14 protein-coding genes are annotated in these 17,869 nt (G+C 38.8%); 8 read left to right on the top strand and 6 right to left on the bottom strand.

Annotation, left to right across the window (positions count from 1 at the left end):
- Positions 1–97: 97 nt before the first annotated feature.
- Together ftsH and rlmE are read right to left on the bottom strand one after the other, a co-directional pair.
- Complete coding sequence (gene ftsH, locus AC1M9F_RS00070; RefSeq protein WP_035266907.1) at positions 98–1,987, bottom strand: ATP-dependent zinc metalloprotease FtsH; 1,890 nt, start codon at positions 1,985–1,987, stop codon at positions 98–100.
- 137 nt (positions 1,988–2,124) lie between these two features.
- A complete protein-coding gene (gene rlmE, locus AC1M9F_RS00065; RefSeq protein WP_035266905.1) occupies positions 2,125–2,775 on the bottom strand; it encodes a 23S rRNA (uridine(2552)-2'-O)-methyltransferase RlmE in 651 nt (216 codons plus the stop codon).
- Positions 2,776–2,971: 196 nt separating this feature from the next.
- Between rlmE and yhbY the strand changes: the two genes are divergently transcribed.
- From yhbY to greA, 5 genes are all read left to right on the top strand, one after another.
- Positions 2,972–3,295 (top strand): ribosome assembly RNA-binding protein YhbY, encoded by a 324-nt coding sequence (yhbY, locus tag AC1M9F_RS00060; RefSeq protein WP_035266903.1) that lies wholly within the window; start codon positions 2,972–2,974, stop codon positions 3,293–3,295.
- Between the two features lie 15 nt (positions 3,296–3,310).
- Complete coding sequence (locus tag AC1M9F_RS00055) at positions 3,311–3,847, top strand: DOMON-like domain-containing protein (protein WP_180028122.1); 537 nt, start codon at positions 3,311–3,313, stop codon at positions 3,845–3,847.
- An 806-nt stretch (positions 3,848–4,653) separates the two neighbouring features.
- A complete protein-coding gene (gene carA / locus AC1M9F_RS00050) occupies positions 4,654–5,796 on the top strand; it encodes a glutamine-hydrolyzing carbamoyl-phosphate synthase small subunit (protein ID WP_035266900.1) in 1,143 nt (380 codons plus the stop codon).
- A 14-nt stretch (positions 5,797–5,810) separates the two neighbouring features.
- The gene (carB, locus tag AC1M9F_RS00045; RefSeq protein ID WP_092765926.1) at positions 5,811–9,044 is read left to right on the top strand and encodes a carbamoyl-phosphate synthase large subunit; all 3,234 of its coding nucleotides are present in this window, start codon (positions 5,811–5,813) and stop codon (positions 9,042–9,044) included.
- Between the two features lie 95 nt (positions 9,045–9,139).
- Positions 9,140–9,616 carry a transcription elongation factor GreA gene (greA, locus tag AC1M9F_RS00040; protein WP_035266896.1) on the top strand — a complete coding sequence of 159 codons (477 nt, stop codon included), beginning with the start codon at positions 9,140–9,142 and terminating at the stop codon, positions 9,614–9,616.
- A 49-nt stretch (positions 9,617–9,665) separates the two neighbouring features.
- Here the strand turns inward: greA and AC1M9F_RS00035 are convergent, their stop codons facing one another.
- A complete protein-coding gene (locus AC1M9F_RS00035) occupies positions 9,666–10,283 on the bottom strand; it encodes an FMN-binding negative transcriptional regulator (protein ID WP_481596730.1) in 618 nt (205 codons plus the stop codon).
- Between the two features lie 104 nt (positions 10,284–10,387).
- Here AC1M9F_RS00035 and AC1M9F_RS00030 point away from each other — a divergent pair, with 104 nt between their 5' ends.
- Positions 10,388–11,005, top strand: coding sequence for a CatB-related O-acetyltransferase (locus AC1M9F_RS00030; RefSeq protein ID WP_481596729.1), 618 nt, complete (start codon positions 10,388–10,390; stop codon positions 11,003–11,005).
- Here the strand turns inward: AC1M9F_RS00030 and AC1M9F_RS00025 are convergent.
- Entirely contained in the window at positions 10,988–12,394 is a 1,407-nt protein-coding gene (locus AC1M9F_RS00025) for a KAP family P-loop NTPase fold protein (protein WP_481596728.1), read from the bottom strand. The genes AC1M9F_RS00030 and AC1M9F_RS00025 overlap by 18 nt on opposite strands.
- 411 nt (positions 12,395–12,805) lie before the next feature.
- Between AC1M9F_RS00025 and AC1M9F_RS00020 the strand changes: the two genes are divergently transcribed.
- Positions 12,806–13,246 carry a universal stress protein gene (locus AC1M9F_RS00020; protein ID WP_481596727.1) on the top strand — a complete coding sequence of 147 codons (441 nt, stop codon included), beginning with the start codon at positions 12,806–12,808 and terminating at the stop codon, positions 13,244–13,246.
- 32 nt (positions 13,247–13,278) lie between these two features.
- Here AC1M9F_RS00020 and AC1M9F_RS00015 read toward each other — a convergent pair whose 3' ends face one another.
- The gene (locus AC1M9F_RS00015; RefSeq protein WP_481596726.1) at positions 13,279–13,602 is read right to left on the bottom strand and encodes an MGMT family protein; all 324 of its coding nucleotides are present in this window, start codon (positions 13,600–13,602) and stop codon (positions 13,279–13,281) included.
- Between the two features lie 105 nt (positions 13,603–13,707).
- On the opposite strand from AC1M9F_RS00015, the gene AC1M9F_RS00010 reads away from it, so the two are divergent.
- Positions 13,708–14,670 (top strand): alpha/beta fold hydrolase, encoded by a 963-nt coding sequence (locus AC1M9F_RS00010; RefSeq protein WP_481596725.1) that lies wholly within the window; start codon positions 13,708–13,710, stop codon positions 14,668–14,670.
- Between the two features lie 92 nt (positions 14,671–14,762).
- Here the strand turns inward: AC1M9F_RS00010 and AC1M9F_RS00005 are convergent.
- Positions 14,763–17,869 (bottom strand): BapA/Bap/LapF family large adhesin (locus AC1M9F_RS00005; protein ID WP_481596724.1); only part of this gene is annotated, 3,107 nt, incomplete at its 5' end.

Here is a 17,869-nt window from a genome sequence, read left to right as displayed (position 1 = left end):
GTTCCTAGAAAATCTATTCACATGATATCAAGTAAAATTTAAACATGAGGGATAATTTCAACACAAAAAAAAGAGCCTCATAAGAGGCTCCTTCATTTTAGCTTGCTGGTAAAGGTGGAGGCGTTGAAGGACCATCTGTAGGGGTTACATCTACAATTGGATTCTCAGCCACATATACCTTAGGTGGTTGAGGTTCACGACCTTCCATAATGTCACGGATTTGATCACGATCAATCGTTTCCCACTCAAGCAAAGCTTTTACCATCGCATGGGCAATATCTTTATTATTTTCTAAGATATCACGTGCAACTTTGTACTGCTCATCTAGGATACGGCGAATTTCACGATCAACTTCAAGTTGAGTCGTTTCAGAAATAGTACGACCACCTAGACTACCCATAAATGACTGTTGAGCATCTTCTTCATAAACCATGACACCCATCTTGTCAGACATACCGTACTTAGTCACCATTGCACGCGCCATTTTTGTTGCACGTTCAAAGTCATTAGAAGCCCCAGTCGACATCTGATTAATGAAAATTTCTTCTGCAATACGACCACCAAACAGAATAGAAAGCTCATTCAACATTTTGTCTTTGTAATGACTGGTTTGATCAAACTCTGGAAGCTGCCAAGTTACACCTAATGCCCAACCACGTGGCATGATCGTGACTTTATGTACTGGGTCTGTGCCTGGAAGCATTTCAGCTACAATCGCATGACCTGCTTCATGATAAGCCGTTGCGCGACGCTCTTCTTCACGAAGAACCATTGATTTACGCTCTGGCCCCATATAAAGCTTATCTTTTGCATCTTCAAAGTCATGCATATCGACCGTATTTTTATTACGACGTGCAGCAAATAACGCAGCTTCATTGACTAAGTTTGCCAATTGCGCACCAGAGAACCCTGGAGTACCACGTGCCAATACTTTGACATCCACACCAGTCACTGAAGGTAATTTTTTCAAATGCACATTCAGGATTTGCTCACGACCTTTAATATCTGGAAGTCCAACCATCACTTGACGGTCGAAACGTCCCGGACGAAGCAAAGCTTTATCTAGAACGTCAGCACGGTTAGTCGCAGCAATAACGATGATACCTTCATTACCTTCGAAACCATCCATTTCTACCAACATCTGGTTCAAGGTTTGTTCACGCTCATCATGACCACCGCCAGTACCTGAACCACGATGACGACCCACCGCATCAATTTCATCAATGAAAATGATACACGGCGCATGGCGTTTCGCTTGCTCAAACATATCACGTACACGTGATGCACCAACACCAACGAACATTTCTACGAAATCTGAACCTGAGATACTAAAGAATGGAACCTTAGCCTCTCCAGCAATCGCTTTCGCAAGTAAAGTTTTACCTGTACCCGGTGGACCTACCATCAGGACACCGCGAGGAATGCTCGCACCAAGACGCTTAAACTTTGTTGGATCTTTCAAGAAATCAACAATTTCAACGACTTCTTGTTTCGCTTCGTCACAACCCGCAACATCTGTGAAAGTGACTTTGATTTGGTCTTCTGAAAGCATTTTTGCTTTTGACTTACCAAAACTCATCGGGCCGTTTTTACCACCAGCACCGCCACCCATGTTGCGCATAAAGAACATGAATAACAAAATGATTAAAAGTACTGGAAAGCTTGCGATCAAAAGCTGCATCAATAAACCTTGACGTTGCGGAGCAGTGCCCTCAACAACGACATTATTTTTGATGAGATTCGGCATTAACTCAGGATCTTGAACCGCAGGACGAATACTCTCAAATGGAGAACCATTTACTTTTTCGCCACTAATTCGTTCACCGTCAATGGTAACTTGTTTAATTTGACCAGCATTAACCGCTGCAACAAATTCTGAATAGTTCAATGCAGCAGGCTTATCACGGTCACTAATGTTGCTGAAAATTAATATCAGCACACCAAGTATAACAAGCCATAAAACGGCATTCTTAAAGAGATCGCTCAAAGCTTTATTCCCATATCAATCTAATTTGATCATGCCCAAAATTGGGTGACCTTTAACAAAAAGCGAGTAAATCAATTTCGCAATAAAATATTCAAAAGGTACAAAATGCACATTTTTTAGCGACTTGGCAAGTCACTTTATTGCGATTTCTTTTTACGGCCCTGTCCAATTAAAAAAACTTCCTTCGAACGAGCACGCGAAGCAGCAGGCTTTGCAGTTTTTAATACTTCAAAACTGTCTACAACTTCCTTACGGAATTCGTCAAAACCAGTTCCTTGGAAAACTTTGACAACAAACTGTCCTTTCGGACCTAAAACTTTATTGGCAAAGTCTAATGCAAGTTCACACAAATAAATTTGTCGAGGTTGATCAACGGCCTTATTACCTGATGTATTGGGGGCCATATCTGAAATTACAACGTCTACAGTTCGTCCATTTAAAATATTTAACAATTTTTCGAAAACTTCCTCTTCTCGAAAGTCTCCTTGCAGGAACGTCACATCTGGAAGTGCATCCATTTCCAAAATATCTGATGCAATCACTAAACCTTTATCACCCACTAATTTTCCGGCGATTTGGGACCAACTACCAGGTGCAGCACCAAGGTCCACGACAGTCATACCAGGTTTAATGATTTTGTATTTCTCTTGGATTTCAAGCAATTTATATGCAGCACGCGCACGATAACCTTCCTTTTGTGCTTTTTTCACAAACGGGTCATCTAAATGCTCTCTCATCCACGCACGACTACTTTTGGATAACTTCTGATTGGTAATGCGTGTTGCCATAACTCTTTAAATACACGTAATCTTCTAACTTTTTATTGTACGTGAATTTTATCCCCCTTGCAGTATTCATCTGTATCTAATTCAAGATTATCGTTTATGTTTTTTTGATTTAAGTTGATCGATTATTTCTGAGAAACATAAGCGTTTGATCTCTTGATTTGCTATACTAAGTCGTTTTTAAAATTAGGTTATCTTTATGGCGGCTTTATCAATTCAGGAACGCAAACGTTTGCGTCAAATCGGACATGCACTTAACCCAGTGGTAATGTTAGGTGGTCAAGGTTTAACTGAAAATGTCATTGAAGAAACTCAACGTGCTTTAAATGATCATGAGTTAATTAAAGTAAAAATTGGCGGTGAAGATCGTGATGCTCGTGCAGCAGTCATTACTGAAATCGCCGAAGTCACTGGTGCAGAGGTTGTTCAAACCATTGGAAAGATTGCACTTTTATATAAGAAAGCGGCAAAACAAAATCCTAAACTTTCGAATCTTGTTCGCCACGCACATCTTTCTAATTAATTTGAGTTGCATTGAATGGCAAGTTACGAACTAAATTCTTTTGACCGTTACTTTGATATCTCCTTGGTTGGTGCAATTGAACAAGCGAGTCCATACACACTAAATGTGGGCTATTGGTTACGTGACCCAAATCAATACTTAGTTTATCCGGAAATTGTAGCTGGTCATCCACGACGAGATTTTCTTTGGGAAGAAACCTGCTTTGAAATTTTCATTGGGGTGAAAGATCAGGACTTTTATCGTGAAGTCAATCTCTCCCCTTCTCAAGCTTGGCAAGCGTATCAATTTGAAGAGTATCGTTACCCTGAAGATATGCCACCTCAAGCAGCTTATGACATAGAACTGAATTCACTCAAAAAGACGCACTATGGTTTAAATGTGAGCCTTGATCTAACGGAGTTTATGTTAAAACATAAATTGAAATGGCAGGATATTTTTATTGGCTTATCCGCTGTATTAAACACATCGCAAGCTAAACATTATTATGCGATGCAGCATAGTAGTCCTGAGGCTGACTTCCATAACAAGCGCGATTGGTTGCATCAGTTTTAAAAAAAAATAGTGAGATTTAATCTCACTATTTTTTTACCCCAATATTTCAGTTCTATAGTTGTAGACTCTTCCCACCTCTTTTAGAGTTAAGTTTTATACAGCTGATCTCAACGTGTTATATCTAGTTATATTTGTAATTCCTGTTATTCATTTCTAATTTCAAAATTGTCCTTAATCACTTGAACAGCCAAATCTGCTCTTAAATATTTTTTCACAAACACCGAAGTAGCGTCAAATCTCTTTAAATTCGATCTCGGTTTAATTTTTAAAACCCAGCATGCTAACTACCAATTTCATCTTTAAATAATTGAACCTACGCTTTTAACAAGCAATTCAATATTTACCTCTATTTTCCATATTTAATCAGTCCTTTCTAAAATACTTGTAAATTGACCTAATTAGTACTTTTTTCGGACTTTTAGGAAGCATTTGGAGCAACTTCAACATTTGTTCTATTTAACAAATCAGCTTTTCAGAAGCTTTGTTATTCTGTTTCAGAAACTTAGCTTATTAATTGTAAGTCTACATAAATTTTGATAAATCGTGATAAAACTTAACTTTTGAATTATTAAACAATTCTTACATTCTTAGACTTTTGTCCAAAGTTTAAAAAGCAGACTTTTAAACAAATTACAAGGTATATATCTGACGAATTCAGGTTTATTTACGTGGACTTTATCAAGGTGTTTGCGTATAATGCCGTGTTAAGTTCAAGCGAGCAGATGTAAGGAGGGTGGGTTTTAAAGTAGCCTTCCTTTTTTTTCGTCTACTCGCTTTTTTACAGCCTAAATTTCAGGAGCTTTGGTTTGAGCACCCCAGCAATTTTAGCCCTTGCCGATGGTACGATCTTTAAAGGAACGTCAATCGGTGCATCGGGTAGTACGACTGGTGAAGTCGTTTTCAACACTGCCATGACTGGCTATCAAGAAATTTTGACTGACCCAAGTTATGCACAACAGCTTGTTACGCTTACCTATCCACACATTGGTAACACAGGTTGTAATGATGAAGACGCTGAGTCAGGTCGAATTCATAAAGTATGGGCAAACGGATTGATCATTCGTGACCTACCTTTATTGCACAGCAACTTCCGATCTACGCAATCTTTAGGCGAATACTTAAAATCTCACAATGTTGTCGCTATCGCTGACATTGATACACGTAAACTGACACGTATTTTACGTGCTAAAGGTGCACAAAACGGTTGTATCTTAGCTGGTGAAAATATTACAGAAGAAGAAGCTTTAGAAAAAGCTCGTGCATTCGGCGGTCTGAATGGTTTAGACCTTGCGAAAGAATGCTGTGATCCAAACGGTTTCGAATGGACTGAAGGTTCTTGGAAATTAGGTCAAGGTTTCTCCCAACCAGAAGCAAAATTTCATGTTGTCGCATATGATTACGGTGTCAAAACCAACATCTTACGTATGCTCGCAGACCGCGGTTGTAAATTAACTGTTGTACCTGCACAAACTCCTGCTGAAAAAGTTCTTGCTCTAAATCCAGATGGCGTATTCTTATCGAATGGTCCTGGCGATCCTGCAGCATGTGACTATGCAATTGAAGCTGTAAAAACAATTGTTGAAGATGCTCGTAACGTACCTGTATTTGGTATTTGCTTGGGTCACCAAATTCTTGCTCTCGCTTCTGGCGCTAAAACGGTGAAAATGCCTCATGGTCACCATGGTGCGAACCATCCTGTACAAAACATCGAAGATGGTACAGTGATGATTACTTCTCAAAACCATGGCTTCGCAGTGGATGCAGAAACATTACCTGCAAACCTTAAAGCGACGCACAAATCATTGTTCGATCAAACTCTTCAAGGGATTCATCGTACAGATAAGCCTGCGTTTAGTTTCCAAGGTCACCCAGAAGCAAGCCCAGGTCCACATGACTGCGCACCATTGTTCGATCATTTCATCGAACTTATTGAAGCATCTAAGAAGTAATTGAGGAGCAAATAATGCCAAAGCGTACGGATATTAAAAGCATCTTAATTATTGGTGCTGGTCCAATTGTTATCGGTCAGGCGTGTGAGTTTGACTACTCAGGTGCACAAGCATGTAAAGCATTACGTGAAGAAGGTTACCGTGTAATTCTGGTAAACTCTAACCCTGCAACGATCATGACTGACCCTGCAATGGCAGATGCAACGTATATCGAGCCAATCACTTGGCAAACTGTTGCAGCGATCATTGAGAAAGAACGCCCAGACGCAGTTCTTCCAACAATGGGTGGTCAGACTGCATTGAACTGTGCCCTTGCCCTTGATGAGCATGGCATTTTAGAAAAATTCAATGTTGAATTGATTGGTGCAACGAAAGAAGCGATCGAAAAAGCGGAAGACCGTAAACTTTTCGACCAAGCAATGCGTAAAATTGGTCTTGAATGTCCAAAAGCAGCAATCGCTGAATCAATGGAAGAAGCTTTAGAAATTCAAGCACGTTTCGGCTTCCCAGTGATTATCCGTCCATCATTCACCATGGGTGGTTCAGGCGGTGGTATCGCATACAACAAAGAAGAATTCCTTGAAATCTGTGAACGCGGTTTCGATCTTTCTCCAACCAAACAATTATTGATCGATGAATCTTTAATTGGTTGGAAAGAATATGAGATGGAAGTTGTTCGTGACAAAAACGACAACTGTATCATCGTCTGTTCGATTGAAAACTTTGACCCAATGGGCGTACACACAGGTGACTCAATCACTGTTGCACCTGCACAAACATTAACAGATAAAGAATATCAATTAATGCGCAATGCATCTTTAGCAGTGTTGCGTGAGATTGGTGTAGAAACAGGTGGTTCTAACGTACAGTTTGGTATTTGTCCAAATACTGGTCGTATGGTTGTGATCGAGATGAACCCACGTGTATCTCGTTCTTCTGCATTGGCTTCAAAAGCAACTGGTTTCCCTATTGCGAAAATCGCTGCGAAATTAGCGGTTGGTTATACCCTTGATGAGCTTAAAAACGACATCACTGGCGGTACAACTCCAGCATCTTTCGAACCTGCGATTGACTACGTTGTAACTAAAGTTCCACGTTTCAACTTTGAGAAATTCCCACAAGCTGACGCAACTTTAACCACACAGATGAAATCTGTTGGTGAAGTGATGGCGATTGGTCGTAACTTCCAAGAGTCTATGAACAAAGCACTTCGTGGTCTTGAAGTGGGTGCAACTGGCTTTGATGAAAAAATCGAAGTGGGTGCTGAAGGCGCGCGTGAGAAAATCTTACAAGAACTTCGTGTTCCGGGTCCTGAGCGTATTTGGTACGTGGCTGACGCATTCCGTCACGGCTTTACATTAGAAGATGTATTCCAAGCGACTAAGATCGACAAATGGTTCTTGATCCAAATCGAAGACATCATCAAAACAGAAAACCAAATCAAAACTTTAGGTTTTGGCGATCTAAATGCGGACAACATCCGTTCATTTAAACGTAAAGGTTTATCTGACCTTCGCATTGCGAACTTGATGGGCATTTCACAAAAACAATTCCGTAAACACCGTTGGAACTTGGGCGTAACTCCAGTTTACAAACGTGTAGATACATGTGCTGCTGAGTTTGAATCAGACACAGCATATATGTATTCAACTTACGATGAAGAGTGTGAATCTAACCCATCTAACAAAGACAAGATCATGGTGATCGGTGGTGGTCCTAACCGTATTGGTCAAGGTATCGAATTCGATTACTGCTGTGTACACGCGGCGCTTGCAATGCGTGAAGACGGTTATGAAACTATCATGGTGAACTGTAACCCTGAAACAGTTTCAACTGACTATGACACTTCAGATCGTTTATACTTTGAACCAATTACGCTTGAAGATGTGTTAGAAATCGTACGTATTGAGAAGCCAAAAGGCATCATCGTACAGTACGGTGGTCAAACACCACTTAAATTGGCTCGTGCTTTAGAAGAAGCTGGTGCGCCAATTATCGGTACATCTCCTGATGCGATTGACCGTGCAGAAGACCGTGAACGTTTCCAACAAATGATTCAACGTCTGCAACTTCGTCAACCAAACAACAGCATTGTAAAATCTGCTGAAGAAGGTATGGCTGAAGCAGCGAAAGTTGGCTATCCACTTGTAGTACGTCCATCATATGTACTTGGTGGTCGTGCGATGGAAATCGTATACAACGATGAAGAGTTACGTCGCTATTTACGTGATGCTGTTCAAGCTTCTAACGATGCCCCTGTTCTTCTTGACCGCTTCCTAGACGACGCGATCGAAGTTGACGTAGACTGCGTATCTGACGGTAAAGACGTGGTGATCGGCGGTATCATGCAGCACATCGAACAAGCAGGTATCCACTCAGGTGACTCTGCATGTTCGATCCCTCCTTACTCTCTTTCTAAAGAGATTCAGGACGAAATGCGCCGTCAAACGATCGCGATGGCGAAAGAGCTTGGTGTTGTTGGTTTAATGAACGTACAGTTTGCTGTTAAAGGCGAAGACGTTTACATCTTAGAAGTGAACCCACGTGCATCACGTACAGTTCCGTTTGTATCTAAGTGTATCGGTGAGTCTTTAGCGAAAGTCGCTGCACGTTGTATGGCGGGTCAATCTTTAGAATCTCAAGGATTCACTACAGAGATTATCCCTGAGCACTTCTCTGTTAAAGAAGCAGTGTTCCCATTCAACAAGTTTCCTGGTGTTGATCCAATCCTTGGGCCTGAGATGAAATCTACAGGTGAAGTAATGGGTGTTGGTAAAACATTTGGTGAAGCGTTCTATAAAGCTGTATTAGGTGCAAATGAGCGTTTACCAGGTCTTCCAACGGAAGGTGAAGTTAAACATGCGTTCATCTCTGTACGTGATTCTGATAAACCACGTGCAGCTGGTATTGCAAAACAACTTGCTGACTTTGGCTTCAAAATACTTGCTACTGGTGGCACATACGATGTCATCAAAGCGGCTGGTATTGAATGTGAACGTGTAAATAAAGTGACTGAAGGTCGTCCAAATATTGTGGACCGCTTGAAAAATGGCGAAATACACCTCATTATCAATACAACAGAAGGTAAACAAGCTCAGCAGGATTCGTTCTCAATCCGCCGTTCTGCACTTCAAGGTAAGGTCTATCATACGACTACCCTTAATGGTGCAGATGCAGTTTGCCAAGCTTTAGCAATCAAATTGCCAATGGATGTATATCGTTTGCAAGACTTACAAACAGTAGGTTAATACACTACCAAGAAGTCCCGTCACCTCTTGGTGGCGGGCTTTTTTTCATTTATAGACTTAGTATTTTTTCATACTTACTTTTTTGAGGGACAACTATGCAACGTTATCCTATGACACCTCAAGGCAAAGAAGCGCTTGAGAAAGAATTACACCAACTTAAAACTGTAGATCGTCCTCGTATTACAGCAGCGATTGCTGAAGCGCGTGAACACGGAGATCTTAAAGAAAACGCGGAATACCACGCTGCACGTGAGCAACAAGGTTTCTGTGAAGGCCGTATCCAAGATATCGAAGGAAAATTGGGTGCTGCACAAGTGATTGACGTTAAAGAACTTGAGCAAAATGGACGCGTTGTTTTTGGCGTGACTGTCACAATTGAAAATTTGGATACTGAAGAACGTAAAACGTATCAAATTGTTGGTGACGACGAAGCAGATTTTAAAATTAACAAAATATCTGTGAATTCCCCTATCGCGCGTGGTCTTTTGGGTAAAAATGAAGGCGATGAAGTTAAAATTACGACACCTCAAGGTGAAGTTGAATACGAAATTGTGAGCGTAGAATATCTTTAATTCTTGATATTTTAGGCTATAAACCCCTCTGATGAGGGGTTTTTTATTTTCATTTTAATTGATTCATTGTTTTTGCTAGATGCACTTTTCCAGCTTCATGAAGCTTCGTAATAACATTACGAAAATCTTTTTCCTCTCTATTTTGACTTAGTTTTGATTTAGCAATGATTCTTTCAATTTTAATTTCAAATACAACAAAATGGTTGAGCATTTCCATCAAGAAATCTTTTGGTGCATCTGCCATTTTCCAAGCATTTTTACCATTCGTGATACGTTCATGTTGTTGGGTGAGTTGACCTAATACTGCAAGTTTAGTTTTCTGATCATGATAAAACTGAATTTCACCATTAATGTGTACGACTTGATAATTCCAAGTAGGTACTTTTTTGTGATCTTCAAATTTTGAAGGATAATAATTCGGTGAAATATAAGCATCCTCTGCTTTAAAGATGCATAGTATTTGATTATTCAAAATCGAATGATTGAATAGTGTATTCTGCAATGAAACATGTCCTCTCAATGTTTGTTCATCTACTAATATGAGCGGGATATGTTCAGCAATTAACCCTGTTTGAGTCTGTGCGACCAAAGATGCAAGAGGATACTCCTTTATTATTCTATATATTTCTTCAGGTCTATCTTCTCTAAATTCTGTTTCAACAAACATAGCTTTTCCATTCTTCTAATGCTCAATGAATATAAAAGTTTTTATTCAGGATGTAAGTTTTAATTGGTATATAATGCCCTGAAATATTCTCCTTTTATTTCACCATGTCTGAAAAGCTGATCAACTCCCCTGTCAATCACTGGTGCGAATTCGAATTTATCTCTAAAACAGTCAAAAATCCGAATATTCATATTAAAGGCAATTACAGTTATTACTCAGCCTATTGGGATCAAGGTTTTGAGCGTTGTGTAGTGCGTTATCTACATGACAAACCTTCGACACCAGAAAAACCCATCGATCAGCTTTATATTGGCAATTTTGTCTGTTTTGGCGCTGAGTGTGTCATCATGATGGGTGGAAATCAGTTACACCGTACCGACTGGATTTCAGCATTTCCTTTTGATACGCGTAGTTTTGTGCCTGCTGGCGATACTGTCATTGGTGATGGTTGTTGGATTGGTAGTCGTGCCATGATTATGCAAGGGGTAAAACTTGGTGAAGGTGCAGTCGTTGCTACAGGTGCAGTCGTGACCAAAGATGTACCGCCTTATGCTGTCGTCGGTGGTGTACCTGCTAAAATTATTAAATACCGTTTCCCTGAACAAGATATTAAAAAATTGCTTTCTCTTAAGCTATATGACTTAGATGAAAAGCAGTTTTTAAAAATGCGTGAACAGTTGCAGACCGATGATATTGAAAAATTATCAATATTTTTCAAATAGTCCTGTTTTTATATATTGCATCCAAATCGAATTAAAATCCTTAATATCTTTTAATTTACTAATACAATAAGGGCTCAAGAACCTTTGAAGAGTTTGATTTTTATGATCCTTTTGCCCTACAGTCTTAAATCTTTCTTCTATATCTAAAAGTGTTTCATACAAATTGCAAATAATAATGTCATCGATATTTTTTTCGTTCAATAATTGCTGTCGGATAAAATAAGATTTTGTCGTATATCCATTTTCATCGCCGTTTAAATAGTTGAATAAATAATCAATTATCTTATGCAAATAATTAGCTGAAATATTAAAATTTTCATCAAAGATGAAAGCAATTAAAATTAGATTAAGCTTGAAATCATTTGTTCTCAAGAGTGCATATTGATTAATTTTTTTCACCAACTCTCTAGAATTGTATTCTTTGCTAGATTGCAAACTTAAAATCCAAAAAAACAATTCATTTTTAGTATCTACAGATGTTAATTCGCCGATACGATATAACTGCTGTGCTATTACCTCTTCATACAACTGCGTCTTTCCTAAGTTAGGAAATTCAACAGTAAAATCAATAAACTTTGTTAAATATTCTTCACCAAGACTTTCATCATAACCATAGTTATGACAAACCACTTTTGAAAATTGGGTTTTATCCATTACCAAAACAAAAACAATTTTTGGAATGTCAAAAAAATGTTTAATCCTTTCAATTAAACGAATAGCAAAATCAGGTCGGCAACGATCTAGCTCATCAATAATAAATACCAATGGCTTTTCTAATTTTGCAGCAAGTTCAGCGAGCTCTTGCTTAAAATCTTGAATGGTTTGCTTTTCGATATGATGATTTTCAATCTTCTTCTCAATGTGCTCTTTAACTTTATTGGCTATTTCTTCACTTGCTGTGTCATATACATCTTTGCCCTCTTTATAGACCTCTTGTAAAGCTTCACCTGCACCGCCTAGTCCTACCAAATGCAAACCTGCTTTTGCAGCAATTAATGGCATGACAGCCGCCAAAGAAATTAATACCGAAGCAGTCTTAGAGTTAAAATCTTTAATATCAGCATCATCGATCTCATTTGCATCGTTCAAAGCATGGCTAATCTCTGCTGCAATCGTCAAAAATGGATCATCTAAATAATCATTGGCAAAAGCATCTAAATAAACAACTTGGTGACTTTGATCTTCTAAATGCTTTTTCCAATGCCTTACAAACCAGGTCTTACCTTCACCCCAACGAGCATCTAAAGCTAGAACAGCACCACAATTTAAGCGATCTACATAACGTTCTAATTGCTCACCTAGACGACGACGATCCCATAAATCGCCTTCCCAAGCGATTTCAATATTCTCAAAATCATCATGAATGATATTTACTGGATAATCTTTCATTGTTGTTAAAATTCAGTTGCTTATTTTCCAAATATCTTATCATTATCACTCTTAAAGACATAAAAAAACCACTCAAACGGAGTGGGTTTTCAAAATATAGTCGCTAAAGTAAGGCTTATACTTTTTAATTCTAATTATAGACTCCATACTTTATAAAGATATCTGACGCATCCTTAATTACATCTCTACCCATCACAATATTTTCAAATTGATCTTTTTATGATTCAGTTAATCAAATTTCATTCTTCATAGTTCGTTACCATCTTATATCTCTAAAATTTTAAGATAATAAATCAAAAACAATAACTTAATATAAAAAACCATAGCTTTACACTTGGTTTTATTTTGAACAATTTAGGTCTATGATGAACTTATACACTTTTAAATAGAACGGTTAAAAAGGAGAACAACATGAGTTATCAAAATATCCTTGTTCCAGTGGATGGTTCAGAAGTAGCACTCAACGTCGTTCAGCATGCTGTTGAATTGGCTAAAGCATTTAATAGCAAAATTACCGTTGTTCAAGTGATGACACTCGATCCCTATATCGCAGCCGAATATCTCTCAGATGGGCAGTCAAATCTTTTAATTGAACGAGCACGAAAATTTATTGAAGATAACCTAGCTCAAGCTAAAGCAAAGTTTAATGAATATGGAATAGATGTAGAGACTAAAATACTCGAAGGAGAAAGTATTCACCGCACAATAATGAAAGCGATTGATAATCTTAATATTGATCTTATTGTTATCAGCTCGCACGGTCGCACAGGATTCAAGAAATTAATTATGGGCAGTGTCGCACAAAGCCTCATCACCGAAGTCAATGTACCTGTTTTTGTCGTAAAGCAATAATAACGGATAGCTCCGTATACCGTCATACGGAGCTACTCGAACCATCCAAAAATCTTGAAATCTATTTTGCCATTGTTAAACACAACTCCCTCTTCAAGTAATCTAGCTTGCTGGCAATTAAAACCTTGATCATCCAAACGCTGATGACTAATTTTACCTTGCGCATTAATGACACGATGCCAAGGCAAGTCGCTACTCACATCTAATTGATTCAAAACACGACCAACCAACCGGGCATGTTTAGGCAGTCCTGACATCGCAGCAATTTGGCCATAACTGGCTACTTTCCCATAAGGAATTTGTGATACTGTGGCCAAGATCAACTGTGCCATTTCCGCTGATACTGATCGATTCATCAATAATTGACCTATAGTTTATCGGATGATTGATTTGAGCAAATGCATTTCATAACAGACTCACTTAATCTAAATTTGCACAATAACAATACACAGAGAAATACAATGAAAAGGATATTTTCACACTTACTTGCTGCTTCAATTGCAGTCGGTACAATCTCTATTACATCGACAACTCAAGCTGCGCCAAGCAGTATAAATATACAAAATATTTTACAACAAGAACGTGCTTGGGCTGGACTGAATACCAAGCGCATTAAAGTCTCCGACATCGATTGGGCTTACAGTGAAGGTGGAACCAAAGGCAAACCAGTACTTATGCTTGTGCATGGTCTTGCAGGCAGTCGGGATAATTGGAACCGAGTCGCTCGCTATCTGACACCACATTATCACATCATTATCCCTGATTTACCTGGACAAGGTGATAGTAAAGTAGCTGCAGATTTTGATTATTCAATTCCAAATCTAACCGAAAAATTACGTCGCTTTGCGGAAGCCATTCATGTTGATCAAAATCTAAATGTTGCCGGTCACTCCATGGGCGGTGCTGTAGCATTACTTTATGCAGCTCAGTATCCAATCGATACTAAATCATTACTACTCATTAACAGTGCAGGTGTATTTAAATCAGCCAATACGCCTTACTTAAAAGACCCAAATTTACTCAAAAATTTTATCGTTTCTAAACCTGGAGATTTTGATCGGTTATTTAAAATTGCTACGCAGCAACCTCCATTTATACCGAACGAACTGAAAGTCGAACAAGAAAAGCTCATGATATCCAATGTTACGAATAACACGAAACTCGTCGAGCAACTTATTCTCATGTCCAAATCATTTACACCTGAAACATTTGCGCTAGCGGCTCGTTCAATCGATCAACCATCACTCATCATATGGGGAGATCGTGATCAAATTATTAATGTAGAAGCTGCAGCTGAACTGAAAGGATTACTGAAAAATGCTCAAGAGCCTATCATCTTAAAAGGTGTAGGTCATACACCAATATTGGAACAAGAACAAATCCTCGTACAACATTATTTAAATTTTCTTAATCTACTCAAATAAGTTATAGACAATGAATGGGACATTTTAAATGTCCCATTTTTTTCAAGAATAAAAAAAGAGGAACCGAAGTTCCTCTTTTTCACATTAGTCTATTAGAACAACAAGTGGTTTTTGTTCAACAAGTCTTGAAGTGAAACATCAGTATTGTTGAAAGTAATGAGGTCAACCTTGTTATAAGTTGTACCTGCACCATCACGATCAATACTTAACTTCGTATTGTTTCCATCTTTCTCGACAAAGATGAATTTATCAATGTTTTGAGCAGTTGCACTATCAGATAACAACTCAGAAACATCAATCTTCACATTGCTGCCTAATTGGAAGTCATTGATTGTGTCAACACCGTTACCACCGTTATGGCTGTTGTCATTTAACACATTAAAGATCAACTTATCCAAACCTTTAGCAGAAACTGTTTCATTCAAGTAAGTAGAATTAAACTTACCTGCTGTTTCATTCGCCAATGCATCAGCATCATTCGCATTTGCTTCTGGTGTGAATTTGCTCCAAGCCAATGGTGAACCTGATTTAGAATCAATTTGAAGTACTAATTGAGCTGTATCAGACTTACCAGTTACAGGATCAGTAATCGTGTATTTAAAGACATCCGTTTTACCAATCGCGTTTAGGTTTGCATTTGGCTTATAAGCGTATGTACCGTTTGCATCGATAGTTAATGTACCAAACTCGCCTTTAATTGTTGTTGCACCATTAATCGCAACACCATTTACAGCTTTCACAACAGCACCGGCAACTACAAGATCTTTACCATGTACAGCATCAAGATCAGTAATCACATTACCTTTCGCTTCAGTGATTGACTTCACAACAGGCGTTGTACTTGTATCAGTTTCTTTAATTACTAAATTAGTCTGTACATAACCTGGTAAAGAAGCAAGGTTACCATTACTCATTTCAATACGATATTTACCTGCAGGTAAATCATCTAAATTGATATGAGCAACCTCTCCAAATAAGCCAATGAAATCAAACAATCCTGCAGATTTATTATCGGCAATTGGTACCCACTTACCAGAACTATTTTGCTGGTAAAGAACAATTGATACTGAGTCTAATAATGTTCCCCATGATGCCGATTTTACTTGAAGCTGCACATCTGCAGTTTTGTTTGCACCAATTGTAAACTCTGTAGCACCACTCGTTTTACCAAGCGTAATTCCGAGGAAACCAATCAACCAGTTATATGAAATCGCATCTTTAATGAACTTCTCTGTAACAGGATACTCGTACTCGATACCAGCTTTAGCAACATTATCAATGGCATCCAACGGAATGTTTGGAGCAGTCACTTGACGTGGTGCAGATTCACCCGCTACATCAGAAGCAGTCACAGATACATTTTGTCCATCGTTCAAACTTGGTATCAACTTAATTGAGTAGTTTCCATTGCTATCCGCAGTGGTTGTACCAATCACGTTGTTGTTTACATCTTTTACTTTAACAGTTGATAAAGCCTGTGCAGTACCTGTTACTAATGAACCATCTGCATTAAATGTTGCAGTTGGAGCATCTGGAGGAGTCACATCCAAATCGAAGCCGATGCTTGATGAAGGACCGACATTTCCAGCTTCATCAATCGCTTTAGCTTCAACGATAATTGTACCTTCTGGTAAATTATTGTTGATTGGATATGTCCAATTACCATTTTGATCAGCAGGAACAAGTGCAGAATCAATAATTCGACCTGTAGAGTCCTTAATCACTAATTCGACAGTAGTATTCGCTTCAGCTTTACCTGTTAATACTGGTTTCAAGTCACTTGGATCTGTAATTGGATTAATAATCACAGCATCAGGAGCTTGAGTATCAACTGTTAATTGCTGAGTTTCAGTTTTTTTGTTCTTAGCTAAATCAGTAGATGTTACTTCAACTGTGTAATTTCCATCCGCTAAATCTCTTGGCGGTGTAAATGTCCAATTGCCTGAGCTATCTACAGAAGCTGGTGCATCTACAACAGTATTTCCATTCTTATCTTTAATCACGACTTGAACTTTAGAATATTGTTCAGTTGAACCAGAAATTGCTGGAGTAGTATCGTTTGTAGGATATAACTCTTCAACTGACAAATCAGGTGAAAGTGTATCTACACCAAATTTTAAAGAAACTGTACGGCTAGTATTACCAGCAGCATCACGTGCAGTGGCTACAAGTGTATATATACCATCTGCTAAAGGTTCTGCTGGTTTATAACTCCAACGGCCTGCAGACAACACTGCTAAACCACTAGATACCACAGCACCGTTAGCATCTTTAATCTCTACAGCAACCTCTTTAGGATTATTTACTGTATTACCACTAATCGTACGTTGTGGATCATTAGTATAATTAATACTTGGATCAACCGCCGTTACTTGAGATGCTGTTACTACTGGTTCAGCAATAAATAATGAGCGTGCAGCGAAAGCAGAGAATGCAGCAATTTGAGGCTCAGCAGCTAATGATACTGCCTGTACAGATGCAGCTTCACTCACATCCCATGCAGCTTCTTCATCATCCCAAGGATCGATATCTAACCAAGGATCATTATCATCTTCCCACGGATCAATATCGATATCTGGTGGTGTCAAGTCGATTACAAAATCTTGTTCAGTTGGATTACCTACGTTTCCAGCTTCATCTTTAGGAGTAGCTTTAATTTTGTAGTCACCTTCTTCCAACTCAGCTTCTGGTTTATACGACCATTTACCATCTTCTCCAACTTCAACAGTGGCCTTCTCTTCGAAGCCATCTGGACCAGTGATCACGATATCCACTAGCGAACCTTTCTCACCTGTTCCTGTAATTTCAGGTTGAGGATCATTCGATTCGAAATCATCACCACCAATTGGATCAATAGTAATGTCAGAAGGAGGTGTTGTATCAACTTCTAACTGTTCTTTAGAAGTATCACCTTTGTTACCCGCCTTATCAGTCGGAGTTACTTCTATATCGTAATGACCTTCTGGTAATTCTTCAGTCGGTGTATACGTCCAGTTACCTTCAGGATCAACTTCTGCTTTACCTTCAGAGACAATTTCACCGTCTTTGTTTTTGATCACAACATCAACTATCGCTCCCGGTTCTGTTTTACCAGTAATTTCAGGAGTGGTATCGTTTGTTGGCTTAAGCTCATCGATGGTTAATTCAGGCGCTACTGTGTCAACCTCGAAGCTCTCTGGCTGAGATTCACCTGTGTTAC

It is taken from the genome of Acinetobacter sp. ANC_7504, assembly GCF_056779995.1.
This window is presented reverse-complemented; position numbering and strand designations above follow the sequence as displayed.

Coding starts and splice junctions, on each gene's coding strand:
- rlmE (WP_035266905.1), bottom strand. CDS start 2,775: ATGGCAACACGCATTACCAATCAGAAGTTATCCAAAAGTAGTCGTGCG.
- yhbY (WP_035266903.1), top strand. CDS start 2,972: ATGGCGGCTTTATCAATTCAGGAACGCAAACGTTTGCGTCAAATCGGA.
- AC1M9F_RS00055 (WP_180028122.1), top strand. CDS start 3,311: ATGGCAAGTTACGAACTAAATTCTTTTGACCGTTACTTTGATATCTCC.
- carB (WP_092765926.1), top strand. CDS start 5,811: ATGCCAAAGCGTACGGATATTAAAAGCATCTTAATTATTGGTGCTGGT.
- greA (WP_035266896.1), top strand. CDS start 9,140: ATGCAACGTTATCCTATGACACCTCAAGGCAAAGAAGCGCTTGAGAAA.
- AC1M9F_RS00035 (WP_481596730.1), bottom strand. CDS start 10,283: ATGTTTGTTGAAACAGAATTTAGAGAAGATAGACCTGAAGAAATATAT.
- AC1M9F_RS00030 (WP_481596729.1), top strand. CDS start 10,388: ATGTCTGAAAAGCTGATCAACTCCCCTGTCAATCACTGGTGCGAATTC.
- AC1M9F_RS00025 (WP_481596728.1), bottom strand. CDS start 12,394: ATGAAAGATTATCCAGTAAATATCATTCATGATGATTTTGAGAATATT.
- AC1M9F_RS00020 (WP_481596727.1), top strand. CDS start 12,806: ATGAGTTATCAAAATATCCTTGTTCCAGTGGATGGTTCAGAAGTAGCA.
- AC1M9F_RS00015 (WP_481596726.1), bottom strand. CDS start 13,602: ATGAATCGATCAGTATCAGCGGAAATGGCACAGTTGATCTTGGCCACA.
- AC1M9F_RS00010 (WP_481596725.1), top strand. CDS start 13,708: ATGAAAAGGATATTTTCACACTTACTTGCTGCTTCAATTGCAGTCGGT.